The sequence below is a fragment of the Chitinophagaceae bacterium genome, assembly GCA_016717285.1.
Classification (GTDB): domain Bacteria; phylum Bacteroidota; class Bacteroidia; order Chitinophagales; family UBA10324; genus JACCZZ01.
The window spans coordinates 95,335-121,774 of sequence record JADKFU010000005.1 but is presented as its reverse complement, the minus strand read 5'-3'; the positions used below and the strand labels follow the sequence as shown (position 1 = coordinate 121,774).

The 26,440-nt window shown below is 41.2% G+C and carries 19 protein-coding genes; 11 read left to right on the top strand and 8 right to left on the bottom strand.

Annotated features, from left to right (window positions below; genetic code table 11):
- Positions 1–112: 112 nt before the first annotated feature.
- The 4 genes from IPO83_10480 to IPO83_10465 all read right to left on the bottom strand — a co-directional run bounded on the left by IPO83_10480 (position 113) and on the right by IPO83_10465 (position 6,818).
- Entirely contained in the window at positions 113–586 is a 474-nt protein-coding gene (locus IPO83_10480; GenBank protein MBK9731691.1) for a hypothetical protein, read from the bottom strand.
- 121 nt (positions 587–707) lie between these two features.
- A complete protein-coding gene (locus IPO83_10475; protein MBK9731690.1) occupies positions 708–2,393 on the bottom strand; it encodes a sulfatase-like hydrolase/transferase in 1,686 nt (561 codons plus the stop codon).
- A 218-nt stretch (positions 2,394–2,611) separates the two neighbouring features.
- Positions 2,612–4,813, bottom strand: coding sequence for a T9SS type A sorting domain-containing protein (locus IPO83_10470; GenBank protein MBK9731689.1), 2,202 nt, complete (start codon positions 4,811–4,813; stop codon positions 2,612–2,614).
- 256 nt (positions 4,814–5,069) lie between these two features.
- Positions 5,070–6,818, bottom strand: a complete 1,749-nt coding sequence (locus IPO83_10465) for a VCBS repeat-containing protein (GenBank protein MBK9731688.1) — start codon at positions 6,816–6,818, stop codon at positions 5,070–5,072.
- 199 nt (positions 6,819–7,017) lie between these two features.
- Here IPO83_10465 and IPO83_10460 point away from each other — a divergent pair, with 199 nt between their 5' ends.
- The 3 genes from IPO83_10460 (at position 7,018) to IPO83_10450 (ending at position 10,721) form a co-directional block, all read left to right on the top strand.
- A complete protein-coding gene (locus IPO83_10460; GenBank protein MBK9731687.1) occupies positions 7,018–8,097 on the top strand; it encodes a histidine kinase in 1,080 nt (359 codons plus the stop codon).
- Positions 8,069–8,773: a response regulator transcription factor gene (locus tag IPO83_10455; protein MBK9731686.1), complete on the top strand. Its 705-nt coding sequence runs from the start codon at positions 8,069–8,071 to the stop codon at positions 8,771–8,773. The genes IPO83_10460 and IPO83_10455 overlap by 29 nt, the downstream gene beginning before the upstream one ends.
- Before the next feature lie 265 nt (positions 8,774–9,038).
- On the top strand, positions 9,039–10,721 hold the full coding sequence (locus IPO83_10450) for a T9SS type A sorting domain-containing protein (GenBank protein ID MBK9731685.1): 1,683 nt from the start codon (positions 9,039–9,041) through the stop codon (positions 10,719–10,721).
- Positions 10,722–10,824: 103 nt separating this feature from the next.
- Here IPO83_10450 and IPO83_10445 read toward each other — a convergent pair whose 3' ends face one another.
- Complete coding sequence (locus tag IPO83_10445) at positions 10,825–11,988, bottom strand: hypothetical protein (protein MBK9731684.1); 1,164 nt, start codon at positions 11,986–11,988, stop codon at positions 10,825–10,827.
- A gap of 398 nt (positions 11,989–12,386) precedes the next feature.
- On the opposite strand from IPO83_10445, the gene IPO83_10440 reads away from it, so the two are divergent.
- Positions 12,387–12,881 carry a DUF1572 family protein gene (locus IPO83_10440; protein ID MBK9731683.1) on the top strand — a complete coding sequence of 165 codons (495 nt, stop codon included), beginning with the start codon at positions 12,387–12,389 and terminating at the stop codon, positions 12,879–12,881.
- Positions 12,882–13,001: 120 nt separating this feature from the next.
- Complete coding sequence (locus IPO83_10435; GenBank protein ID MBK9731682.1) at positions 13,002–13,421, top strand: DUF1801 domain-containing protein; 420 nt, start codon at positions 13,002–13,004, stop codon at positions 13,419–13,421.
- 278 nt (positions 13,422–13,699) lie between these two features.
- On the opposite strand, the gene IPO83_10430 is transcribed toward IPO83_10435, so the two are convergent.
- From IPO83_10430 to IPO83_10420, 3 genes are all read right to left on the bottom strand, one after another.
- Positions 13,700–16,252, bottom strand: coding sequence for a tail fiber domain-containing protein (locus IPO83_10430; protein ID MBK9731681.1), 2,553 nt, complete (start codon positions 16,250–16,252; stop codon positions 13,700–13,702).
- Positions 16,253–16,407: 155 nt separating this feature from the next.
- Positions 16,408–19,095, bottom strand: coding sequence for a T9SS type A sorting domain-containing protein (locus tag IPO83_10425; GenBank protein MBK9731680.1), 2,688 nt, complete (start codon positions 19,093–19,095; stop codon positions 16,408–16,410).
- 307 nt (positions 19,096–19,402) lie between these two features.
- Positions 19,403–19,792 carry an adenylate/guanylate cyclase domain-containing protein gene (locus tag IPO83_10420; GenBank protein ID MBK9731679.1) on the bottom strand — a complete coding sequence of 130 codons (390 nt, stop codon included), beginning with the start codon at positions 19,790–19,792 and terminating at the stop codon, positions 19,403–19,405.
- 114 nt (positions 19,793–19,906) lie between these two features.
- On the opposite strand from IPO83_10420, the gene IPO83_10415 reads away from it, so the two are divergent.
- The 6 genes from IPO83_10415 (at position 19,907) to IPO83_10390 (ending at position 26,363) form a co-directional block, all read left to right on the top strand.
- Entirely contained in the window at positions 19,907–20,812 is a 906-nt protein-coding gene (locus tag IPO83_10415) for an ATP-binding cassette domain-containing protein (protein ID MBK9731678.1), read from the top strand.
- A gap of 37 nt (positions 20,813–20,849) precedes the next feature.
- Positions 20,850–22,088 carry an ABC transporter permease gene (locus IPO83_10410; protein MBK9731677.1) on the top strand — a complete coding sequence of 413 codons (1,239 nt, stop codon included), beginning with the start codon at positions 20,850–20,852 and terminating at the stop codon, positions 22,086–22,088.
- A 76-nt stretch (positions 22,089–22,164) separates the two neighbouring features.
- Positions 22,165–23,178: a M28 family peptidase gene (locus tag IPO83_10405; GenBank protein MBK9731676.1), complete on the top strand. Its 1,014-nt coding sequence runs from the start codon at positions 22,165–22,167 to the stop codon at positions 23,176–23,178.
- A 200-nt stretch (positions 23,179–23,378) separates the two neighbouring features.
- Positions 23,379–23,522 carry a T9SS type A sorting domain-containing protein gene (locus IPO83_10400; GenBank protein ID MBK9731675.1) on the top strand — a complete coding sequence of 48 codons (144 nt, stop codon included), beginning with the start codon at positions 23,379–23,381 and terminating at the stop codon, positions 23,520–23,522.
- A 36-nt stretch (positions 23,523–23,558) separates the two neighbouring features.
- The gene (locus IPO83_10395) at positions 23,559–25,694 is read left to right on the top strand and encodes a T9SS type A sorting domain-containing protein (protein ID MBK9731674.1); all 2,136 of its coding nucleotides are present in this window, start codon (positions 23,559–23,561) and stop codon (positions 25,692–25,694) included.
- A 174-nt stretch (positions 25,695–25,868) separates the two neighbouring features.
- Positions 25,869–26,363, top strand: coding sequence for a hypothetical protein (locus IPO83_10390; protein MBK9731673.1), 495 nt, complete (start codon positions 25,869–25,871; stop codon positions 26,361–26,363).
- Positions 26,364–26,440 lie beyond the last annotated feature (77 nt).

The following is a 26,440-nucleotide window of genomic DNA, read 5'->3' as shown; positions in this document are numbered from 1 at the left end:
AACTACTACAATACGGACAGAAATTTCACACAAAAATGCTGGAGAGTGGCATACGTAAAAAAAGAAAAGCGGGCAGTACCCGCTTTTCAAATCATTAAATTAATGATGAAGTTTATTTCATTCCACCCAACATCCCCAACGCAGAAGTAATCGTGGCAGGATCAAAATCTTTTTCGAAGATTTTCGGATCAAGGTTGGAAACAAGTGTTGATGCCATCGGAGCAATCTGCTCCAGTGAAGTGGCTTTCTTCAAACTGTTCATCATGTCCATCGGAGGAGTCCATCCGTTCAAGAAGGAAGTGGACTTTAATCCTCCTGCCAACTGCACAACAGAAGTGCCAGCCGCCGCCATATCACTTGGATTCATCGACTTTAAACTACCGAGGTAGTCATCCATTGATTTTTTAAATGTAGGAGTGAATGAACTCGACTTGATGTTGCTGGTAAGGTCCGTCATCACAGAACTGAAGCTCATGGCTGACATCGATTCTCCGCCAACAGTCTTAACAGCATCCATTGGATTTTGCGCTGCAACTATACCGCCCGTCAAAACAGCAGCGAGCAGAAGGGAAAACATTTTTTTCATGGGTTTGGTTTTTTTTCAAAAGTAACATACGTCTTGCAGAATTGTTTACGTATCCGGAAAATTCATGATAATGTCACTTGCCGGTTTGATTAAAATCTGTGGCAGCGGAAAGTTGGTATAATTAATTCTTCAACAATGTTTTCACCTCCAGATTTTTTCCCTGTCGTATCGCTACAAAATAAACACCCGGTGAAAATCCGGTGACATCAACGTTGTATGACTGATCATCTTCACCAGGGACTAAAGAGGCATTATACATCACCTGTCCCATCAGGTTGCTGATGGTTATAGTGGTGGGTGCGTCAAACTCACCATAAAAATTAACAGTTTCTGTGGCAGGGTTCGGACTCATTTTAAAAGGAAGCGTATCACCGATGATAACTGCATGGATTGATTCAGGATTACATTTTATCAGCCAGCATTCCCGTATTTTTTTGTCTTTCTTCAAGGTATCAAAATATTGAATTTTCAGAGCGGCCAGTTGATCGCGGAGATCATTCAGAACATTCTGGTAATCGGGCTTGTAAATCAGGTTCGTTGTCTCCAGTGGATCGGCATTCAGATCATACAATTCTTCTGTAAAATGGTCACACTGACTCTTAACGTATTTATAATCCTTAGTCACAATACCACGCATGGAAGGATTGTCACTGTCTTCCACCACATCGCAGGTGCTGTTGCCCAGCTTAATATTTTCAAACAAAAAGGCATCGCGTTGCACTGCTCCTGAAATCAGTTTTTGAACTGAAGTGCCCTGAGGATGATACGCGCTATAGTTGATTTTCGCCGCATCCAGGATCGTTGGCATAATGTCAATATTCAGACAAAAGAAATTTCCATCCACCACTGTATTGGCCGGATACCAGGCCGGATAGCGGATAAAAAGTGGCAGGTGAATAGATGGATCATATACTTTGCCTTTCCCTTTCAACTCATGTTCACCATAATTGGCTCCATTGTCAGATAGAAAAATAATCATGGTATTATCGAGCAGGTTTCTGCTTTCCAGAATGCTGAAGATGTCTGTTACATTATCTTCTACTGCAAGTATTCCGGCGTAATAGTTTTTGAAATCTTTCTTAATATCTTTTTCTTCTGTATATAATTTGTCTGTGTCCTGATAAAGAAATGACGGATACCATGCGCTGAACTGGTAGAAGTTATCAGGAATGGGCATTGTTTCATCATCATAAATCCCGTCGTATTGTGGTAACGGCGTTACAGGACGGTGCGGAGAAGGGTGACCAATAGTTACAAAAAAAGGCGTATCCACTTCACTCAGGTATCTGTGCACTGTATCGTTGATAATATTTTCTACATGACCGGTCATGGCCTGTTCTGTACTGTTGAAATAAAAGGTAGGATCCTCATATTCAATTTTGCGGGAGGTAACAAACCAATAATCCCAACCATCTTGTTTCTTGGTTGCAATATGATACTTACCGATCATTCCTGTGTGGTATCCTTTTCCGTCAAGAATCTCCGGAACTGTTTTAATGCTGGGTTTGATGAAGGTGCAGTTATCTGTGGCACCATGACTGTGAGGATACAAGCCTGTCAACAAGGTAGCGCGCGATGGAATGCACAAAGGATAGACACAGAAGAAATTGTCGAACCGCGCTCCTTCATTCGCAATTTTATCTATCGAAGGTGTTTGCAAAAACGATGGGCCGCCGGTCATGCTGAAAGCATCGTAGCGAAGATCATCCGCAATAATCATAATTATATTAGGCCGGCTGGTTTGAGCGTAATCTGAATAGCTATTCAAAACAAAAAAAACAACGAGGAGCGGAAAGACTAACTTCATAATCTGCACATTTTTGCAAATGTATGAACTCTGGAAGGAAGTATGAATTATGATCTATAAGTTATGAGTTGATATATATATCTGTTGACAAAGTCTGTCATTAGATGTACTGTAACTGCATGTTGAGCTTTTACAAAAAAAACATCCATCGGATAGGTTGCTGCTAAATGCTTCGTGACCTATCTGATGGATGCCTGCAATTATAATTCAAAAATAAATTACTTCACCACCTGGAATTTACCGGTAATCTGTTCCGGTCCGTCTTTTAGTATTACAAGATACATTCCATTATTAAGAGATGATACATCCATCGTTTGACGGTCAGTGCTATTATTCCATACTTGTTCCAAAAGTGTTCTTCCTGATAAGTCAACAATACGTACGATGGATTTTTCATTTAGCATTGCGTGATGCTCCAGCACAATAAAGTTGCTGGTGGGATTTGGATAAACAGTCCATTGCGCACCCAACGTTGAAGTGGCAGGAATACCAACCACGTAACTTGGCAACAATGTTCCACCTTCATCGTGATAACGTGCCACCCATTCCTGGTAATACTGATTGGCGATGCTTGCATTGTGCACCACCACTGTGTTTTCATCATTTTTTGTTTGTGCAGAAGTGCTCCAGTTATGTGAACCGGTGAGAATAACCGGATCCAATCCGGGGGCATTCGCATCTACCAACATGTATTTATTATGAACGAGATAGGAATGGCTGGCAACAAACAAAGTGCCTGCCATGTGACTTGCAAGAATGCTGTATGCAAAAGAACCATTGCTGGTATCATCAATCACACCACCGCCCCAAACGCCCTCACTCGTGCGATCGTCAATGGCGTAGGAAATACTGAAACGTGTGTCAGCAAAAACACATAATTCAAGGTCATGATCTGCAGAAGTAGCGGTGCGTTTGATCTCAGCTTCGGTGTCATCACTCGGACTGAAATACAATTCCACCCTGTTTCCGCCTATCACAAATTCCTTCGGCGTATTGTTCGTTTTATCAGGTCCGAATACACCGCTCCACATTTCATTGAACTCTACCTGGTAAGCTTTTGCGATACTTTGATCCTGGAAGATGATCACATTGTTTGCATCAGAATTGATCTGCTGATTTGTAAAATTCATAGAACCTGTCCAGAGAAAAACTTTGTTCGGGTCTGCCGCGCCAGCATCCATAATTACAAATTTGTTGTGCATGATGCCATAATCAATCCCGGTAGGACTCAGTTTTTTATTGGCAGCTCCAATATTCAATTGTGCCCATGCTGCACCATCCATGTTGTCACCATCTCCAATCACCCTTACATTAACGCCTCTGTTATAAGCCGCATTAATAGCATCCACAATACCATTGTCGTTATCCATATTGTAAATGGCAATATCCATAGTATAAACAGTTCTGTTCATGTATGCAATCAACGTATCATCTGCTATTTGCGGAAGACTTACCGCATTGGTTCCTTGTGCTACCGTATTATCCACCGAACGGGTGAAATAGGTTTTGATGACGCCTGAAGAAAGTGATTGGGTGATCATAGTGGCAACAGCAGAAAAAGAGGTATCGCCTGTACTGCCGACTGATACTCCTTTCAAATAATAAAGTGTGGCAGCGGTTAAGCCACTTAAAGTGATGGTGTGATCAGTAACTAAGGTGGCGTTGCTTGCTTCACTTCCAAACGTTGGTGTTGTTCCATAATAAATCACCGTAGTTCCCGGATTCAAAGTATTAAATGAAACATCAAATGATGTGGTTGTAATGTTGCTTTGGGAAAGTGCATTGGTAAAAACCGGTGGATTACCGGCGAGTACAAAATCATCGAGGTCACGCGGAATCAGTTGGTAAGTGGTCTGGTACTGACTCATGATACCAATAATATCAAGTGGTGTATTAGGAATGGGCGTGCCGGCAATATTAGAAGTGTGAATGGTACGAACCTGCGCGCTGGTTACGCTTCCATCAGTCGCCTCATAATTCACATCAGCACTTGCTGAGAAACTGCCTACGCTGATGAAAGTTGAATTGTTGAAACGAACAAGTCTTGACTCATAGTTTTCTGTATAGCCTGTCGCCATGTTCACTACGAACGGCTCGGGCAATGGATTTCCTGAACTGATAACAGAATAGCTGCTGACAGGATTTATTTCAATCAAGTTATTGTAGAAGTCGAGCACGCCGGTAATTTCCACACTGTCGCCACGCTGAACAGTAGCTAACGAAGTTGAATAAGCAGCGATGCCTCCTGTAGGATCCTGCAAATAGCGGATCGTTCCCAGTTCACCGGCATTAGTCACAATGCCACGCACGGTAACGGTTGATCCCTCTGCCATCGTTCTGGCAGTGGAGATGGGGATTTCTGCCTGGGCAACAACAAAAACGAACAGACAAAGAAAAATGGAGAGGAGATTTTTTTTCATGGGAGTTTTAATGAGGCGCCAAAGATATTCAAGGTTGGAGAGATAACCTGATTAATTTATTGTTATGGTAAGAAAAACGGGGCGATTGTTGGGGGGAAGGGAGTAGTGAGTAAGGAGTCGTTAGTCCTGAGTCCTTAGTCGTTAGTATTGCAATAAGGAAGGAGCTGGTAAAATTACCTTCAGTATAGTTCGTGGAACTTTGGCGGGACTTCTATTGGTGATCTGTGTATTGTTTCAAGACTAACATCGTTTCAAATTATTCAACCAATAATTTCAGATGTTGCTTTTCATTTTTTGTTTCTACTTCAACAATGTACAATCCGGCGGCCAACTGTTCTGTATATTTTATTACATTAATTCCTGCCGGAAAAATTTTATTACTTATTAAAACATCTGCAATATTATAAAGCCTGACAGTCTTCTCTTCTTTAAGCAAGTGATTGCTGAGTGTTATATAAAATGAATCATGTGCAGGATTTGGAAAGCAGGAAATGGAAGCAGCAACTGCAGATGCATCAGGAATTCCGGTTACTGCAGATTCAGTCACTTTAATTTGCTGGTTCACCGGCACATTGATCAGTATTGTATCATTGCCCGCCGGAAAATGAACCTTGACACTGTCTATTATTGTCGCATCGCCCAATCCAAAGTGAGCAGTTAAACTATTCTGTGAGCAGTAACCTGATTGCGCGGTAATTTCCCTCATTTGCCAAACGGAATTTCCATTGATAGTGGCCTTCACTTTTACCCTTGCACCAATCGCTGACTTGTTAGATTGTGTTCCCGCCAGTTCAATTTTAATCCACTTATTACCATTACCATTGTTCATATAAAATAAATCAGATGGATTGGCACCAACGCCACTATTCTTGCAAGTTGCAAACACAAGGTCCTGGAAGCCATCATTGTTGGCATCGCCCCACGCGCATCCATATGAACAGGGTGTGGTGAGATCATCCATACTGTTCTCATCGCGTTCAAAAATTCCGCTGCCATTGTTTTTATATAGAAAATTGAGGATGGTTCCATTGCAGAATCCATTGCTCACTGCAAGATCAAGATCACCATCGTTGTCATAATCAGCAAAGGATGAACTGTATGAACAACCACCATCCGTTACTGCATCACCTGTGGTGATTTCAGTAAAGTTTCCTGCGCCATCATTGATATATAACTGGTTTTTTTGAGTGGTATAAAATCCTGAATTGGCGGTGTACACATCAAGGTCGCCATCATTGTCCACATCGCCCCAGCTTGCGCTCATCGTGCTTCGGTTATCATTCACCAGCGGACCGGTTGTAATCTTGGTGAATGTACCATCATCGTTCCGGTAGAGGTTATTTTCTTCTGAACTTTCATTTACAACATATAAATCAAGATCACCATCATTGTCAAAATCTGACCAGGTTACGCCACGGGAAGTTTGCACATCATTGACAGCTGAACCTGATGTGATTTTTGTGAAGCTCCCATCGCCGTTATTATGAAACAAAAAATTATGAAAATCACCTTCACTATTACTGACATAAGCATCCAACCATCCATCGTTGTCATAATCGCCCCAGCTGGCTGTTTCAGAATAACCGGTGTTGGTGCCAAGCGCATTACTGCCGGACTTCGTAAAAGTGCCGTCACCATTGTTTACAAAATAATAATCCACCTTATCATACCACGTAACAGCCAGCACATCCAAATCGCCGTCATTATCTGCATCAGCAATCGTTGCGCCATCATAAGGAGCAATCGTGGTTACGATGTCATCTCCTGAAACTTTGGCGAAGCTTCCATCTCCATTGTTGAAGTACAGAAAACTCACGCCACCTGCAGAAGGTCCGTTGGTGATAAAAATATCGTCCCATCCATCATTATTCAGATCCACAAAATTTACGCTGCGGCTATCGCCACCGGTTGTTACAACGGGACCTGTAGTAACTGCTGTAAATAGTTGTCCGTATGCTAAACAGTATTGAAAGATCAATGCAGTTAAAAGTATTTTTCTTTTCATGCTTTATTAATTTTCCACAAATCACGGCCAGATTCATTGCAGGATTTGAAAAATGCGACGAAGCATTCATTATAGTTGACAGACAACCTATTAATTTAATGTTTATGAATGATCGTTTTGAACTGGTTGTTTATCTTGCTAAAGCAGTCGTTGATCTCATGGTATCTGTTATTCACCAACTTACTCCGATCTTGCATTCATGAAAAACCGCATCGGGCTTCATGTCTTGTTTTGGGGAACGTACCTGTTTCTGAAAACTTATGTGAATGTTTTCCTCATCAACTATTCATACTTCAATCTCCCCTGGGACGTAAGAATTGCAAAATCATTTCTGCCGGAAGCCATTCTGCTGCTGCCTAAAATGCTGATCGCCTATTTCCTGATGTATTATTTAATTCCCCGCATGGGAAAAGAAAAAAAATGGCGATTGACTGCAGCAGCCGTTGGCGTAATGGCGCTCTGCTTACTGACTTATCATGGCCTGATTCAGGTGGTCATCATGCCACTGATACACCATGAAGTGCCTGAACAAAATTCTGTTTCTGAAGGCATCTCGAGGTTCATCTGGCGCATGCTTGATTTACTAACCGTGGCAGGAGCAGCCTGCACGTTGGCACTGATGCGCAAACAATTAAAAGATGCGAAACGTGAACAGCAACTGATAAGGGAAAAACTGCAGTCGGAATTGAATTTTTTACGCGCGCAAACAAATCCGCATTTTTTATTCAATACATTGAACAGCATTTATGCGCTGGCACGAAAACAGGCACCTGAAACTGCACAGGTGGTGATGCAACTTTCAAAATTGTTGCGTTACATGCTGCATGAATGCAAAGAAACTTTTGTACCACTCGATAAGGAATGGAAAGTGATTGAAGATTATATTGAACTGGAAAAAATCCGTTATGGTGAGAGAGTACAAGTTACCTGTCACACTTTCGTTTCCAACCTGCAGGCACCGGTGGCACCTTTGCTACTATTGCCGGTAGTTGAAAACGCATTCAAACATGGTGCTGGTAATAACCGGGGCAAAACGACTATTTCGATCAACCTCGAAGAACAAAAAGGCCACCTGATTTTCGAAGTAAAAAATAATATAGAATCAGAAAGCGAAAACAATGTTGCGTCAACAGCGTCGGGCATAGGGCTCAGCAATGTGAAACGGCAACTCGAATTGTTGTATCCTGTTCATACCTTTGAAACTTTCAGGAACAATGGCTTTTTTACCACGCTGCTAACCTTTCAATGGGATGACCAAACTGCATTGCCTGATCGTTGAAGATGAGCCACTGGCCGCAGAAGTGCTGACCGATTATATTCGACAGGTCCCCTTCTTACATTTTGTAGCATGGTGCAGCGATGCGGTGCAGGCGATGCAGGTGCTTCGTGAACAACAAGTGGATGTAATTTTTCTTGACCTTCATTTGCCGGCCGTAAAAGGTTATGAATTACTGAAGACTTTAACACACAAGCCCCAAATCATCATCACCACCGCTTATCATGAATATGCGTTGCAGGGTTATGAATGGCAGGTGACTGATTACCTGGTAAAGCCAATTGAGTTCAGCCGTTTTTTACAGGCTGCAAATAAGCTTGTGGCGCCTGTTGCGTTGCAGCAAACTCCTTTAGCTTCTTTGTTGAAACCTGCCGGATATATTTTCGTGACAGTTGATAAGAAGCAGGTAAAAATTTTATTCGCTGAAATTTTATTCATCGAAAGTCAGAAGGATTACTTAAAGATCGTAATGAAAAACAAAACGTTAGTCACACGGCAAACGATGCATGAAATGGAGCAACTGCTTCCGGTTGATCAGTTTATACGCAGCCATCGTTCTTACATCGTCTCAAAAGTTGCCATAGAAAAATGGGATGCCACTGAGATTGAAATAAACGGGCAACTGTTACCTATTGGCAGAAACTATCGTGAAGAGGTTTTGAAGTTGTTGAAACAATAAGTAATTGCAATGCTGCAAGTCTTCTTCCATACCAGAATTTCATAGAATTTCACTTCTACTCTTTAAACTTCCCATGAATGTTCAGCTCCTGAGATTATTCCTCGGAAAAATTAAATAGCTACCTGAACATCATGAAATTAATCATCATTCCAGTTCAAATAAGCAATGAAATTTTTCTCCTTAATTTAACCTGTAATCTCAACAGCATGTGCCACTTTTGTTGATGAGCATTCATTATTCCCTAACAATTTTAAACTATAATGCTATGAAAACAATGCATACAAAAACCTACGCGACTTTTATTTTAACATTGCTTTTAATGGCTTTTATGATACCGGACAACAACGCGCATGCACAACTGGTTTATTCCACTATCCTCGATAACTCCGGCTTTACGGCTGATCTTGACAACATCAATGGTGCCTCACTCACTTTTGACGGAGGTGTGATTGCAGCGGGACAGATCATGAATAATGCAAGCGGAAAAGCATGGGGACCCGGCATTGTAACGAAACTTAATTCGGATGGAACTCCGCTGTGGTGGTATGGCATTGAATCATATCATCCCGATAGCATAACAATCCAGGGAAACGATTTGAGATTTGCCGATGCTATAGAAGATGCCGGTGGCAGCCTGGTGGCAAGTGGTCAATACAAGATTGCAGGCAGAGATAAAAGTGACGCGATCCTATTGAAAATAAATTCAGCCGGAACGATACAATGGTTCAAAAGATACCATTTGAATGCAGAACATGCACCGGGAATCATTATAAGTGACCTTGCACAACTGCCCAACCACAAATATGTTGCAACAGGTGTGGCCGGTGAAGGTTACAGCAAAGGTGGTTGGTTGTGGTTTCGCACCGATGTAAACGGAGGTAATCCGATTGTTAAAACTTTCTGGCATTCGAAGAGAGCAGCGGGAGTAAATATCCTTCCGCAGGCAGATAATTCTTCTGTAGTTGCATGGAATAGCGGAACAAATGGAAGCGACGGTGATTTCTATCCCGTCTTCTCCCGCGTTGACGCAGACGGCAATCTTCTAACTGAAAAATGGGTGGTGTTGGATTACAATTCAATTCTTACCGATTGCATTCAAACAGCGGATGGTGGTTTTGCTGGCGTTGGATGTGGTGTTTCGGAATCCTTCTTACTGAAACTGGATGCATCCCTGAATGTTCAATGGATCAGGAGTTGGCCAATTGGCAGTGCTGCAAGCGGCTCCAACGTTACACCAACCTTCAAAAACGTTATAGAATTATCATCCGGAAATTTCGACATCTCCGGAGCCTATTTTCCCACACTCAACCCATCTGTTTATGAGAACCTTTTGGTGACCACTGATGGAAGTGGAAACATCATTTCAGCAAACACCCTCAGCCAGTCTGCAAGCACACAGGAAAAAGTACAACGTTCTCTTGAGTTGCCGGATGGAAGAATCATTTCTCTCGGATTTGTCGGTACCAGCAACAACACAAGTGACATCTCTGTATTTCATGAAAATGCAGCAGGTGTAACCGCCTGCACTTCCACTCCATTAAGTATTTCTCCCACCTCAAGCGGAGTTTTGTTTGAGAAAAATAAACCACTCATCAGTCCAACGGTTTATACAGTCAACATTCAAAAAGATACGCTGACGATAAAAACAACTTTCAATCAAACAACAATTTGTTCGCCGCTGCATCTTACCGCTGAGATTGAAAATTCAGACTTCCATGTTTATCCAAATCCAACAAGTGACCGGATTACGATCAACTTACCTGATAACCGCTTTGATGAAACGTTTGAATTAATCATTACAGGAATAGATGGAAGAGTACTGATAAAAACCATCATCGCAGAAACTACTTCAGACATCAGCGTGCAATCATGGCCCGCAGGATTATACACTTACCGGTTAAGCGCGAAAGATGGCACGCAAACCACCGGCATTTTTGTGAAGCAATAAATAAAGCGTTAAGTAAGATTACTTCAATCAAAGTCGTCATTTTTTTCTCCGCAAATCCGGATGAATACTATGACGACTTTCATTTACCATCGGACTGAAATTATCAAACCTTCTTTCCAAACATATAACTCAACTGCACAAATACCTCATTGTATTTGACAGCACCTCTTCCCCACAACCATGATCCTGCACCTGCCTGCAAATCAAAACGGTTGTCATAAATCAAATCCAGGATCAGGTAGCCACGCAGCGCTTTTGAATTGTTGAAGTTGTTATTTTTATACGGACTATAAAATCTATCACCAATATCTGGTTGTCCTCCATTGCCAAGGCCACCTGTATAATCGAGCCAGAATTTAGGAAGCAGTGTAAACTGATCGTTGATTTTTAAAGAATAACCGCCATTTACCCCCAGGAGCAATTGATCGGAATACGCTGTTCTTTTGAAATGCAGGTTGGTGCGTAAGTTGTATCCTGCGAATGCCTGCAGGTACAATGCGCCATCTTTAAAAAAGGAATGACCCGTATGCAATATAAAAGCGAAGTCGCGGCCATTCAAACCACGCCATTCACTACCGGCTTCCACAATCGTATCGCGCACAGAGTAAGAAGTATCATTCGCTTCATCATTATAGGTGTAGTTTAAATACTGATAGTTGTATCGCGTGTAGGCATATCCCGGTTGCTGGTATAAATCAGGTAAACGCGTATTCACCTCCAATGCCATAGGCCATGCATTATGAAGAAACTGGTATTTCAAGCTCAACCATGAATCCGTAAAACCGGAGTTGATTTCCCACTCTGCATAGTGATAGGTGCCGTTTTCGCCTATCATCATATTTCCTTCCGAATCTAAATACGTATGCAGTTGGTTGGTTTTTGGATCACGGGTCTGTGCTTCTCTTCCTACCAGCCAGTTCAGTGTCCAATCGAGCTCCAGGTTTTTTGCAATGCCAATGGATCCCTGGAAATAATAATAGCGGAAATCGTGAAACTTACCATCTACGGTCACACTGTCCGGTGGTCTTGTCAATGCAAAACTATCTACGTCATCCGTAAGATTTTTGGGTGTTCCATTTGGATCCAGGTGAAAATGCTGCCATCGTTGTTCGCCCACTTTACGGCTGAAACCAAAACTGAGGTTGGTTTGGCCCTGACCAAGCACCCACGGACCACCTGCATAAGCATTGCCTGGTTGAAAAAGCACTTCAATCATTATGAGGAGAACGAAAATGATTTGATAGGGTGTATTTTTTATTTCTTTCATTTGATGACATGGATTAGAAATTTATAACTCGTAGCGGCGAAAACGGATTTTAAAATTGGATTTTAAAACTCGTGAAAAAATCTTTTTTTTTCAAATCATTTTCAGCAGCAAAAGGAAAAAGTTGAACCGATTGATATTCTTTGATAACAAATTTTAACGTTGCTACAAATAGAAACCAATCCTTTTCAAAGAACTGTTAACATGAGTTTAATAATTATGAATGAAATGTTAATCAGGCAGGAATGGATACAAGAAGGCTAAACTCAAAAAAATACAACCTCACCATTTAAATTTAAATATTACGTCATCAATCAAAAAATAAGGAATGGGTGAAAGCAATCATAAACTTATTTGAAAGATAATTATCTTCGATTGTATTAACACAAAATATCCGACACATGAAGCTAACAGATCAGATAGCAAAAAACTTCAGAGACGTTTTTTACGGTGGTAACTGGACGTGGGTTAACCTGAAAGAAACACTCACAGATGTAACCTGGCAGCAAGCTATTGAGAAGGTTTATGACCTCAACACGATCGCGATGCTGGTTTACCATATGAACTATTATGTAAGAGTAAGCACAAAAGTTTTAGAGGGTGGTCCTCTTGACGGAAAAGATAAAGACAGCTTTGACCTTCCGCAGATTCGTTCTCAGCAGGATTGGGAAACATTGCTTGACAACATGTGGAAAGATGTCGCAAATTTTGCCACCCTGATTGAACAGTTGCCGGAGCAAAAGCTTTGGGAAACTTTTGTCGACGAGAAATACGGTAACTATTACAGGAACATCCATGGAATTATTGAGCATGTTCATTATCATTTGGGACAGATTGTGGTAATCAAAAAAATTCTATTACAAAAGAATGAAGAGGATGAGCTTAAATCTGATTAAGATCAAAGCATTTTCTGAAGAAGCATTCATTAAAATAAAGTTGCATAAAAATGACTGTACTGCATAAACAGCCAACATTTTATTTTCCAACATTAATCAGGCAAATCTTAAAGCAACTTTATGGCAAAAAATAAAACAGTTGAAACCAAGGCAAGCGTTGCCGGTTTTTTGTCGAAAATAAAGGATGCAAAAAGACGGCAAGACTGTTCGGCAATAATTGACCTGCTTACCAAACAAACAGGACTCGATCCCAAAATGTGGGGAACAAGCATTGTAGGATTTGGAAGCTACCATTATAAATATGAAAGTGGCCGCGAAGGAGATGCGCCGCTTGTAGCTATTGCATCAAGAGCGAATGCAATTGTCTTTTATCTTTCTGCCAATTTTGAAAAAAGAATTGAATTGTTAGAAAAATTCGGAAAACATAAAGCTTCCAAGGGCTGCGTCTATATTCAAAAACTGGAAGACATTGATACAGCCATATTGGCGAGGATGGTCAAAAATCACATGGCGCATATTAAAAAGTTATATCCGGGTTAGCATTGAGAAGAATAATTATAACAGCTTAGTACTTTGATAGTAATATTGGGCAGGCACAAGTTTTCCTTGCCTCAAGGCTTTACTAAGACTTGCGCCAGTCGAGAGACAAAGTGAAAAGCGCTAAAAGATAGAAGTAACTTTTAAACTATTTTCGATTGTGGTAGTTTGCAAAAAAAGCGCTCCCGATTCGAGAGCGCTTGCAGTCCATCTGCGCTAAGGCTTCGATGAATCAATCTTAAGTCTTCAAGTCTTACATCTTACGTCTTTTCAATTGCGTCTTACTTTTGAATCACCATCTGCTTCGTATCAATCACTTTTCCATCCACATACAAAGTGTACGAGTACGTTCCGCTTGAAAGAATTCCTGCATCAATACTCAAATGATCTTCATTACACGAAACCGGAATCACACTTACCACTTCACCCAAAGCAATATTGGTAATCATGATAGAGGCATCATGACAGTTTTTTGGAATGCGGAAAGGGATGAGTGTTGAGTTGTCGAATGGGTTGGGGATGTTTTGGCCTAAGATTGTTTCGGGTTTTGAGTCCAGGGTTTTTAGTTCAGCGAAACCGCTGTTCATTGATGATTGACTTGAAATCATTTCTGATTTAATATTTGCAATCTCGATTTTAAGGTTCTCATTTTCTTTCTTCAGATTTTCAAGTTCTGAATTTTGCCTTACGTCTTCCGTCTTAAGTCTTAAGTCTTCATCAGCAAGCGCTTGTATTCCCAAAAACAAAACGCCTGTTTTATCCATAGATGAAATCGAACTGTCATCACCCACTTCAAACAGTTTATGAAATTCCTGTGCCATGGGACCAATGTGATATTCATCTCTTGTTCCGGTGTACATCCATTTTGAAATTTTCAGTTGTTGAATTTTTTCGAGAAATAAATTCTTATCAAGCTCGGTGATGTTTTCTTTTTTGCTTGCGTCAGAAATATCTGTCCATACACCGCCCACTGTGAGGTAAGCTCCATTTCCATTGGTTGCTCCTGTTCCTACTTTAATTGCTCTTGTAGATGGCGAAACACCGAAACCCCAACCAATCACTGATGAATTTCCGAACCTCATATTATTGGAAACACTAACCACAGCGCCATTGCCAATTGCAGTACTATTGATGAGGCCGGTAGCAGCTACATCAGCATCGTATCCTAAAGCGGTGTTATAAGATCCACCGGTGTTGTTACTAAGAGCGCTATAACCATTAGCGGTGTTATTAGATCCAGTGGTGTTGTCATAAAGGGCGTTATAACCATTAGCAGTATTATTAGATCCAGTGGTGTTGAAAAAAAGGGCAGCATAGCCGATTGCAATGTTGGAATTTCCGTCAGTGTTGGAATAAAGAGCACCATAGCCGATTGCAGTGTTGTAATCTGCAGAAGTGTTGTGATAAAGCGCTGATACACCATTAGCAGTATTGGAATTTCCAGAAGTGTTGTTATGAAGCGCTGAAATACCATTAGCGGTGTTATAAGCTCCAGTGGTGTTGGAATAAAGGGCAGCACTACCATTGGCAGTGTTGGATAATCCAGTGGTATTGGAATAAAGGGCTTCATCCCCGATGGCGGTATTGTCATTTCCAATGGTGTTGGAATAAAGGGCTTCATTACCATTGGCCGTGTTATCCTTTCCAGTTGTATTGGAATAAAGAGCATAAGCGCCGATTGCGGAGTTGTTATATCCGGTTGTATTCGAATAAAGCGTTCGATGACCATTGGCGGTGTTGGAATCTCCCGTTTTATTGGAATAAAGTGCTGCATTGCCATTGGCAGTGTTGGCAAACCCGGTGGTGTTCCCAAAAAGGGCGCTATTTCCATTTGCGGTGTTGGAATTTCCAGTGGTGTTGGAATGAAGTGCCTTCCAACCGATTGCTACATTTGCTGATGCGTCATTAGCAGCAAGGGCGCCAAATCCGATGGCAACATTATTAGAGTTGATCGTATTTGTGCTGAGTGCAGAATCACCAATTGCCACATTCCCGGTTCCTTCTGTATTCGATCTTAAAGATTGAACGCCTATTGCGATGTTTGAATTTCCGGTAGTGTTGTACGCCAAACTCTGATAACCGACAGCTACATTGTACTTGCCAATTGTATTCCAATACATGGCTTCATATCCGAAGGCATGATTTTGACTGCCATCAGTATTGTGGTACATTGCATAAGGACCCGTAGCCAGATTGAAATTGCCCTGGTTATTTGAAAACAAAGCATGATTCCCAACGCCCGTATTATCACTTCCGGTGGTATTTTTAAATAAAGCATTATTTCCTGCAGCAGTATTTGAAGTGCCGGTGCTATTGACTATTCCTGCACTTTGGCCAACAAACACATTGTCTGAAGTATTTGCAATAAAGGGTTCACCATCTAAATAGAAGGTGCCTGCTGCATACAGATCTTTCCAGCTAAACGACAGACTGCCAAGATCTAAAGCGTTGGGTGATGCCGGCAAGAGCGCAACATTTACTGCAGTAGGTGCTGTAAGATTACCGAGTGTTTTGTTGGCGCCGCCTTTGGGAGTTACTGCTGACCAACTGCTTCCATCATAATAATAAAATCCGGGTGTGCTGTTGGTTTGGAAAATAAGTAACCCAAGTGCAGGAGCCACAATTCCATCGCGTTGATTTTTTGTCATTCGGGGAACAAGCACTCCTTGTGTTGTGCTTGTTACATCAAGCAATGACGATGCATTGGGTGTAAGTGTTCCAATACCTGCTGCACCGTTTGGCGGAAAAATATTTGTTTGAGAAAAAGATAGGTGTGTTATAAAAAGAAAACTTAAAACAAAAAATAGCTTTACTGAATTTGAAAATGTTTTCATGGTTAGTTTTTTGGTTGAAAAAAATGAATATCACAATGTAAAATAATTCTCATGCGTGAAGACACATAAAACACGCTCTCGCCTCGAGAGCGTGTTTAGTTTTTAGTTTTTAGTCTTGGATCATATGTCCTGCCTCGCAGGAGTTTTTCTCCAATCTATTGCTGCAAAATGACCTGAGTTGTATAAGTCCTTTGCGTTGTAGTTAACCTTACAAAATAGATTCCGTCAGGCGTTTGATTGTTGAAAGTGATTTCCTTTGGAAATTGTCCGTATCCGGAAGTGGTTTTTTCAAATAGCATCTGCTGCCCAAGTGCATTCAGCACTTCAATGGTTGCTGTTTCATTTTCATCATTTGTAAAACGGACAGTAAATTTTCCGTTTGAAGGATTGGGATAAATGCTGATTCCATCTGTGCTTTGTTTTTCACCTGATAATTTACAGGACTTGGTTACCGTCACCTGCGGTGATGTTTTGGTACAACCATTGTTTTTAGTTACCACAACTTTATAACCTGCTGCAGTGGTGGCAGTAAAGTTCTGATTGGTTGCACCATTGATTTTGCTGCCGTTTTTCTTCCATTGATAAGAAAGGTTGGTGCCGGCATTGGCCTGAAGCACTACTGAACCTGTTGCACAAATATCGAGATTGCTCAAAGGTGTGATGATTGCATCGGGCTTGCTCAATGTCTTGAGTGTGCTTGTTGCAGAAGTGGAACTGCAGTTGAAAGCGTTACTCATCGTAACTGAATAATCACCCTTAACTCCGGTAGTATATGTTGCTGCTGTTGCATTATTGATATTCGCGCCATCCTTTTTCCATTGGTAGGAAATACCGATTCCCGCTGTTGCTGTAAAGATTACATCTGTGCCTTTGCATACTTCCACAATACCTGTTGGAGAAATAACTGCTACCGGATTGTTTTCATCAACTTGTCCGTTGCAGTTGTCATCAACCGTATTGCAAATATCTGTTGCATTTGGATTGATCAATGAATTGGCATCATTGCAATCGGTGTTATCGCTTACAAAACCTGTTGGAGCTGAACAGGCAGTAACGCTGTTCAATAAAAATCCAAATCCATCATTGTCTGTATCCGCATAGAAAACCGGTGCAGGAGAAAATTCTGCTTTTATAGAATGATTTGCTGCAACATTGCTGAAGGTAAAAGTTGAAAGAGGTCCTTGTGAAATCCCGTCAACCAATACATCACTGATGCAAAAGCCGGATTGCGGATAAATAGTAAACGTTGGTGCTGCGCCACCATAAGCTAAAACATTTCCGGCAGGATTGATGGAACCGTTTACCGTTGCAGTTGCATCAATGGTAAAAGGTGCAGGAATTTTCCATAACTCATTTCCATTGATTGGATCACTTCCGGATATCAGTACCGCACCATTCAAATAGGTAATCAAGTCAAAAGAGTAAGCGCTGAAAAACGGATCATTTCCTGTTACAAGTTCAGTCCCGGCTGTTGTACCATTTGTTTTCCATAAGCTTCCGCCGTTTGAATATTCATAAGTTTCAAAAAACATTACATCATTTATGCTTGCAATACAATACGGATAGGAACCTCCCGGGCCGGGATTAATATCCTTTAAAAGAGACAATACTTCATTTGTATCAATCACATAAGGCTCACTTCCCGGGTAAGAAGGGGTTGCACTAAAGATCAATGATCCTTTTAACTCACCCATAAATGCAACATTGGAAGAACCAACTCCCTCTTCAATATCTGCGAATAGCAACGTGCCTGCCGTAGTACCGTCTGTTCTCCATAATTCATAGCCATGAACCTGGTCATTGGCATTAAAATACACGAATCCATTCCTGGTGGCAAGAAAATACGGGAAACCGGTGGCGGCTCCCGGATTGATGTCTTTTACTAAAACTGTTCCAGCGGAAGTTCCATCTGTTTTCCATAATTCTGTTCCGGTAACTGCACTGGTTGCCCTGAGTAATTGTGTTCCATTCAACGAGGTTAAAAATGCCGGAGAAGAGTTGGCGGTTCCGGGATTGATATCTTTTACTAAAACAGTGCCTGCTGATGTGCCATCCGTTTTCCATAATTCTGTTCCATTCACCGCATCTGTAGCACTAAATAAAATTGTTCCATTCAGGTCTTTTAAGAATGCGGGATCAGCACTTGATGTTCCTGTAAAAATATCCCGTAACAAAACAGTGCCCCCTGTTGTGCCATCTGTTTTCCATAATTCTGTTCCATTACCTGAACTAGTTGCGCTCAAAAGCAATAGTCCATTTACGCTGCCAATTAAGTATGGATTTGAGCTGCCTCCGAAAAATGCAGTATTGATATCCTTTACTAAAACAGTTCCGGCTGTGGTGCCGTCTGTTTTCCATAATTCCGTTTGATGAAAAGCATCTTTTGCTTTAAAAATTACAATGCCGTTGAGTTTGGATATTATTACCGGATCTGAACCGGTAGCACCTGCATAAATATCTTTTACCAAAACAGTTCCGGCTGTGGTGCCGTCTGTCTTCCACAATTCTGTTCCGTTAACAGGATCTGTTGCTCCTATAAGAACAACGCCATTTAAGTCTGCAATAAAATAAGGAGATGAGCCCGGGGATCCATGGTTAATATCTTTTACCAAAACAGTTCCTGCTGTTGTACCATCTGTTTTCCATAATTCTTTTCCATTGTTTGGATCATTTGCTGAAATAAGAATGGTTCCATTCAGGTTGGCTAAGAAATGTGGAGTTAAACTTTCGGTTCCCGGAGAAATATATTTCACCAATTCCGCTACTTGTGCAGACAACGACATGGTTGTCCAGCTTAATAAAATTGTGAAGGTGAATTGTTTCATTCTAAAAAGTGATTTCATAGTTGTGGTTTTTAAAGTTTTGAATGTGAATGTTGGCTTTGCTGTTTTCCGAAATCGAAATGGATGTTGAATGCTATCCGAAAAAATAGTTTGCAAAAGTAGGATGTGAGTAAGAGCAAGTAAACTCCCAATTCATGGGACAGGCTGAAAAGCGCTGAAAAGTGGGAATATGCGGATGTAAATAAAAAAGCGCTCCCGATTGGAGAGCGCTCGCAGTTTGCAGTTTTTAGATTTTCAGTTTTTAGTCTTACACCTCACATTTTATTTCATACATCTTACGTCTTACATCTCACTATTCATCGGCACGTCAACTTCCAATCTCCGAGTCAACAAAATATATATCAATCTCTCCCTTGTTCTTCGCCTGAATTTTTCCACGATAAGTGCAGTGAAATTTATCTTTGATCAACTCATAAGTGGCGCCGCTGATATTTACTTTACCGATTTCGCCGGAAGATTCCATGCACGAAGCGGTGTTCACCGTATCGCCCCAGATTTCATAGGCGAATTTTTTGATCCCTACAATTCCTGCTACAAGAGCACCGGAATGAATGCCCAATCGCAAATCAAAAAAAGTATTCCCTTCTTTTTCCCTTTCCCTTTTGTTGCGCGCAATAAATTCCTGTATGTCTAATCCTGCTCTTACCACATCTTCAGAATGTGTTTTATTTGAAACAGGCAAACCTCCTGCACACATGTAGGAATCACCAGCGACAATTTGGTAGGCGCCCCTGAAGAAACCTCACTATCTCCACTGCCATTTTTCTTTACCTTTGCCCGCACTTAAATTCTTCATCCCTAATTAATCCTGATGTCATTTCTGGTTTTGGACAAGGTTGTGAAAAATTATGCCACCACACGGGCAGTTGATGAAGTGAGTTTCTCGGTAGAACCACAAACCATTTTCGGAATGCTCGGCCCCAACGGCGCGGGCAAAACCACCACCATCCGCATTATCACCACCATTCTTACCGCAGATTCCGGAAGCGTGCTCTTTAACGGGCAACCGCTTGCTGAAATTCATTCTGAAAAAATGGGTTACATGCCGGAAGAACGCGGACTCTATAAAAAGATGAAAGTATGGGAGCAGCTTGTTTACCTCGCACAGTTGAAAGGCATGACTGGCCGCGATGCAAAACGCAGCGTGTTTGAATGGATGGAGAAATTCAACATTAAAGACTGGTGGAATAAAAAAGTGGAAGAGCTGTCGAAAGGCATGTCGCAGAAAGTGCAGTTCATTGCTACTGTTATTCATAAACCACAACTCATTATCCTCGATGAACCTTTTTCCGGTCTCGATCCCATCAATTCAAATCTTATAAAAGATGAAATTGAAGAGCTGCGTAAAAACGGCGCTACCATTATCTTCTCCACGCATCGTATGGAACAGGTGGAAGAAATCTGCGAAAACATCATCCTCATCAATAAAGGAAAGATTATACTGAATGGAGGTGTGAGTGATATCCGCCGGCAGTTCAGGAAAAATGAATTCAGCATTCACTACGAAGGAAATGCACCACGACTTTCACCCGAACATTTTGCAGTGATACGCGAAACGGATCATGAACTGGTAGTAAAAACCGACGCACATTTTTCTTCCAACGATTTGCTGCGCGAACTGGTAAATCAACAGGTACATGTGAAATCCTTTAATGAATTGTTGCCTTCCTTAAATGAAATTTTCATCACGCAGGTAGAAGGAATAAGCCATGAATAAAATATTGCTCATTATCCGACGGGAATATCTTACGAGGGTGAAAAAAAGAATTTTTCTCATCACTACACTCCTTGCGCCGCTGAGCATCGGAGTGATTACGTTACTGCCGGTATACCTTGCAAGCCATGGGACACAGGAAGAAAAAATCGCGATCTATGATGAGTCCGGTATTTTTTCTGCACAAATGGAAAACAAAGATCACCTGACTTTCGGCCACATTAATGCAGCCAATGTGCCGTATGATTCTTTGAAGAAGAATTATGCCGCATCAGGATTTTCCGGCATCCTGCGAATCCCCTCTTATTTCACCATTGAGAAGCCTGCCAACATTGAATATTACAGCACCGATCAACTCGGACTCATCACGCACGCCGGCATCGAAGATCAGTTGAATGAAATAATGCGCCGCGAACGGCTCAAGGCCGCCAATATTTCACCGGAGGTTATGGAAGGTTTGAATGCACCGGTGAACCTGGTGCAGGCAGATTTGTCGATGAGCACAGCAGAAACTTCCACTGCGCTGGGCTATGTGATGGGCTTCATGATTTATATTGTGATGATCACTTATGGCATGATGGTGATGCGCGGCGTGATGGAAGAAAAGAACAACCGCATTGCCGAAGTAATTACCTCATCAGTAAAACCATTTCAACTGATGATGGGGAAAATTATTGGCATCGCCCTGGTAGGACTCACACAGTTTATTATATGGATTGTGTTGTCAGGTATCATCATTTCCGTACTGAAAAGTTTTTATGGCGGCGACCTGAGTGACACACAAAATATGGCCGGTATGAATGCGCAGTATCAACAACAAAATATGTCAGGCATGGCCGGCTTCATCACCGACCTTGACAAGTTACCACTTGGATTGATTGCCTTTGGTTTTGTCTTTTTCTTTTTAGGAGGATACCTGTTATATGCTTCCATCTTCGCGGCTATCGGTGCAGCATCCGGCGAAGAAGGTGATCAGTCACTCACATTCATTGCCACCGTACCCATCATTATTTCCATCGTCATCATGATGTCTGTATTGAATCAACCCAACAGCCGGTTAGCAGTTATCTCTTCATTGATTCCATTCTGTTCACCCATAATAATGGTGGGAAGATTACCGTTTGGTCCTCCGGCATGGCAGATTATTTTGTCAGCAGTATTATTGATTGCAGGTTTTGTTTTTATGGTGTGGGTGGCAGGAAAAATTTACCGGACAGGCATTTTGATGTATGGAAAGAAAGTGACGTTGAGGGAGATGATGAAGTGGGTGAGGTATTAATTATGATGAATGATCATGTGCCAATGACTCAACTAAGGAAAAACGACTAACGACTTTTTACTCACTACTTACTACTTTGAAAACTTTCAAATCAACTGCCTTACTGCTACTTATTATCGCAATACTTACCGGTTGCGGAGAGAAGAAACCGAAGCCGGTTAGTAATTCTCCAACTGAAGTACCAGCCAAAACAACTGTCAATTTGGTAGTGCCCGATTTCAATGCTGATTCTGCTTTTACATATGTTGCAAAGCAGGTTTCGTTTGGTCCGCGTATTCCGGGAACAGCAGCACAGGAAAAATGTGCCCAATGGCTGTATACCCAACTGAAATCATATTCATCCAATGTTGTACTGCAGGATGTGAAAGTGGAATTGTACAACGGAAAGAAAGTGCCTTGCAAGAATCTCATCGCTTCGTTCAATCCTGAAATGCAAAAAAGAATTTTGTTGTGCGCGCATTGGGATACACGCCCATGGAGCGATCAGGACAGCCTGGATAAAAAAAGTGCATTTGATGGTGCTGACGATGGAGGAAGTGGTGTGGGAATCTTACTGGAAATTGCACGATTACTCAGTACTCAAAAAACAAATGTTGGAATTGACATTGCTTTATTCGATGTGGAAGATTATGGCCCACCCTACTGGGATCCACTGGCAGATCAAGAGAAACCGACCGCTTATTGCATCGGTACACAACACTGGGCCAACAATCCTCATGTTGGTAATTACCGCGCCTACTTTGGTATTTTGCTCGACATGACAGGCGCCAAAAATGCAACGTTTCCGCAGGAAGGCCTTTCACTTAAGTTTGCACCCTCCGTAGTAAAAAATGTTTGGGACACCGCAAATGATCTGGGCTATGGAAATTATTTCGTTTACAGCAAGACCAATAGTATTACCGATGATCACGCTTTTGTGAATTCAATAAATGGTACGCCCTGCATCGACATCATTAATATGAATAGCACAGGTTTTGCAAAGCACTGGCATACACAACAGGATAATATGTCGATCATCGACAAAGCAACTTTGAAAGCTGTCGGTCAGACATTGTTGCAGGTAATCTTCAAAGAAGCACCGGGAGCATAGGATCGCAAGTCACGGGTCATTTTACATCTTACCTTTTCCCTTCAATTCGGTTGATTATCATCAACTGAATACATCGATTTTCCAAAGAATTTTGCTGCAGCATGTCTTATGTTAAACAATTTCATATTCTTCTATCCGAACATAAATTTTTTCCACTTACGAAATTGACTTAACTTGAATTATCATTTATTCGAACAGCAATGGTTGCAGCAAGCTGTCGCAAAAAACCGGTTAATGCTACTGTGGAGTGGAGCATCAATGTATCATCGTTAGCAAGTGGTGTCTACCTTCTTGAATATAAAAAAGGCGGTGGTTCTGTTATTAAAAAATTCGTGAAAGAGTAACAACTTCCAATTCTCAAATTTCTAAAACCTAAACCCATGAAAAAAGCTACTCTTCTTTTTGCTTCCTGCTTTCTTCACGCATCACTAATTTTTTCTCAATCACCGGTTGTAAGCTGGCAACAATCTTTTGGCGGCAGCAGTGATGACTTTGGGAATGATATACAACTGACTTCGGATGGCGGATTGATCGTTGGTGGTTCAACAAATTCTACTAATGGTGATCTGAAAAAATTAAACCACGGACAGTCTTCTGATTTCTGGATCATGAAGCTCGGTGTGAATCACAAGGTAAAATGGTCTAAAACATATGGAGGATCTGATAATGAAAACCTCTTTTCCATTCAGCAAACAACGGACGGAGGTTACATAGCAGTGGGTTCTTCGGAATCAATTGACGGTGATGTAACGGAGCATGAAGGCACAGGTGTTTATCCTGATCTCTGGATGGTGAAGTTGGATGCTAATGGTGTGATTGAATGGCAAAAATCTATTGGAGAACAGTATGCAGATGTCGCTAATAGTGTTCAGCAAACGGTGGATGGAGGCTATATTGTTGCAGGCTTTACAAACGGCAACTCAGTTTCTGTAGGCCAGTATTGGGTCATAAAGCTGGACGCTTCAGGAAATATTTTGTGGGATAAAACATATGGAGGCACCAACAACGATGTGGCCACTTCAGTGCTGCAAACACAAAATGGTGAATACATTGTTGGAGGTTATTCTTATTCTGACAATGGAGATGTCACTGGTCATCACGGAAGTGGACCATCAAGTGATTGCTGGTTGGTGAAGCTTGATGCTTCTGGAAATTTAATCTGGGAAAAATCACTGGGCGGAAGTAGCAATGACGTAGCCAATGCGATCAGGCAAACCAATGATGGTGCATTTATTTTTGCAGGATATACATTTTCAACGCAGGGAGATGTAACAGGGAACCATGGTGGCGCTGATTATTGGCTGGTTAAAGTTTCCGATGCAGGAGAATTATTATGGCAGCATTGTTATGGCGGAAGCAACAACGATTTTGCCAATGATATTGAGCTGACTGAAGCGGGAGGATATTTAATTACCGGCACCTCACTTTCAAATAATGGTGACGTAACAATTCACTATGGTGCGGAAGATTTTTGGTTGATCGAAACAGATAATAACGGGGATATTATTTGGGAAAATACTTTTGGCGGAACGAATACAGACCATGCATTGGCCTTTTGTTCTTCGCCTGGTGGATCGCAGTATGTGATTGGCTCATCAAAATCTACCAATAATGATGCAGTGGGAAATAATGGATATAACGACTTGTTACTGCTTCAGGTTGGTAATGTTCCGGTAAATACGATCAGTCTTCCGGTTGTATCGGACAATAAACCTTGTTGGGGAGAAGATATTCTATTGGATTTCACAGCTACCGGAACTTTCAATGTTGGGAATGTTTTCACTGCAGAAATAACGAAGAAAGATGTTTTTACAAAGGTGTATAAAATTGGATCCGTAGTTGGAACGGGTTCAGGCGAGCTTACAGCCACCATTCCATTTGATCTTAATAAAGGAGACCATTCTTTACGGATTGTAAGCTCAGATCCACCAATCGTAAGCGATGCACTGATGAATGGCATTTTTTTGAGGTGTCCTGGCATTCCCACTGAGGGAAGGACTACAAGCAACATAACAGCAACCACCGCAAAGATAACGTGGAAACCCAGCGGTGGCTGTCCGATATCTTACAAAGTAAAATGGAGAATCGCCAGTGGAAATAACAGCGATAATAATTTTGCAGACGTAACGGATACTACCTATGTTCTTACAGGATTAACTCCCAATACAACTTATATCTGGCAGGTTGCCACACTTTGTGTCGAAGAACCGGAACTGCTTACAAACTATTCACTCATCAAAGAATTTACAACCAGTCCGCTGCGATTAAATGCAACAGTATGGAGTAATGGATTGGAAATATTTCCAAATCCTGTGCAAAATACTTTGAGCATTAAATCTGAAATAGAAATGAACGCAACTATTGAAGTCAGAAATCTGATAGGAGAAATTTTAATGGTGTCACCGTTGAATGCATCCGAGACTCATTTGGATGTTTCATCCTTTTCCGCGGGATCCTATTTATTACTATTAAAAACAGATACGGAAACAATTGTCAGAAAATTTGTGAAAGAATAATGGCAATTAAATAATTCTCAAAATGAAGTGTTTTTTAAATAGTTTAGTTGATCAAGACAGGTCGTGTTGCAATAAATATTCAATGCAAGAAAACCTTGCTACTTAAGTTTTCAAAAATCAGACGTGAAGAACTTACGCAGCATTTGACATTACTACGCACCAACTTTTATAGCAATGAGTAAAAAAGAAACGCAGGATCTGCTTAAATTTCTCAAACCTTTCGATGCTGAGATAACTGAAATAGTTTTATGGTTGCGGGATTTCGTGTGGGACTTGTATCCAACAGCAAATGAACTTATCTACGACAATTATAATGCGCTTGCTTTTGGATGGTCTCCAACTGATAAGGTAGGACATACCTTTTGCTCCATTGCTGTCGGCCGCACCAGCAGGAATATTCACTTCGGATTTTATTGGGGAAATGAAATAGACGATCCTGAAAAATTATTGATTGGAAATGGTAAGCAATACCGTTACCTGCTGGTAAAAAATGAAAAAGATTTTCCTGAAAATTATCTTAAAAAATTATTGAAAGAAGCATATGCCAATTCACTGGGAAAAGTGAAAGATCCAAAACAACTGAAACAGGGAGTAACCATTGTAAAATCTGTTTCGCCTGTTAAAAGAGCATTGAAAAAGAAATCCACTGGCAAGAAAAAATCAAACTAGTGCTTTCATCTATTACCTGAACTTCCCTTGCCGCGAATGATATCTGCTCATAAAAAATAAAGAAGAAATATCACGCA

Coding starts and splice junctions, on each gene's coding strand:
- IPO83_10480 (MBK9731691.1), bottom strand. CDS start 586: ATGAAAAAAATGTTTTCCCTTCTGCTCGCTGCTGTTTTGACGGGCGGT.
- IPO83_10475 (MBK9731690.1), bottom strand. CDS start 2,393: ATGAAGTTAGTCTTTCCGCTCCTCGTTGTTTTTTTTGTTTTGAATAGC.
- IPO83_10470 (MBK9731689.1), bottom strand. CDS start 4,813: ATGAAAAAAAATCTCCTCTCCATTTTTCTTTGTCTGTTCGTTTTTGTT.
- IPO83_10465 (MBK9731688.1), bottom strand. CDS start 6,818: ATGAAAAGAAAAATACTTTTAACTGCATTGATCTTTCAATACTGTTTA.
- IPO83_10460 (MBK9731687.1), top strand. CDS start 7,018: ATGAAAAACCGCATCGGGCTTCATGTCTTGTTTTGGGGAACGTACCTG.
- IPO83_10455 (MBK9731686.1), top strand. CDS start 8,069: ATGACCAAACTGCATTGCCTGATCGTTGAAGATGAGCCACTGGCCGCA.
- IPO83_10450 (MBK9731685.1), top strand. CDS start 9,039: ATGAAAACAATGCATACAAAAACCTACGCGACTTTTATTTTAACATTG.
- IPO83_10445 (MBK9731684.1), bottom strand. CDS start 11,988: ATGAAAGAAATAAAAAATACACCCTATCAAATCATTTTCGTTCTCCTC.
- IPO83_10440 (MBK9731683.1), top strand. CDS start 12,387: ATGAAGCTAACAGATCAGATAGCAAAAAACTTCAGAGACGTTTTTTAC.
- IPO83_10435 (MBK9731682.1), top strand. CDS start 13,002: ATGGCAAAAAATAAAACAGTTGAAACCAAGGCAAGCGTTGCCGGTTTT.
- IPO83_10430 (MBK9731681.1), bottom strand. CDS start 16,252: ATGAAAACATTTTCAAATTCAGTAAAGCTATTTTTTGTTTTAAGTTTT.
- IPO83_10425 (MBK9731680.1), bottom strand. CDS start 19,095: ATGAAATCACTTTTTAGAATGAAACAATTCACCTTCACAATTTTATTA.
- IPO83_10420 (MBK9731679.1), bottom strand. CDS start 19,792: ATGTGTGCAGGAGGTTTGCCTGTTTCAAATAAAACACATTCTGAAGAT.
- IPO83_10415 (MBK9731678.1), top strand. CDS start 19,907: ATGTCATTTCTGGTTTTGGACAAGGTTGTGAAAAATTATGCCACCACA.
- IPO83_10400 (MBK9731675.1), top strand. CDS start 23,379: ATGGTTGCAGCAAGCTGTCGCAAAAAACCGGTTAATGCTACTGTGGAG.
- IPO83_10395 (MBK9731674.1), top strand. CDS start 23,559: ATGAAAAAAGCTACTCTTCTTTTTGCTTCCTGCTTTCTTCACGCATCA.
- IPO83_10390 (MBK9731673.1), top strand. CDS start 25,869: ATGAGTAAAAAAGAAACGCAGGATCTGCTTAAATTTCTCAAACCTTTC.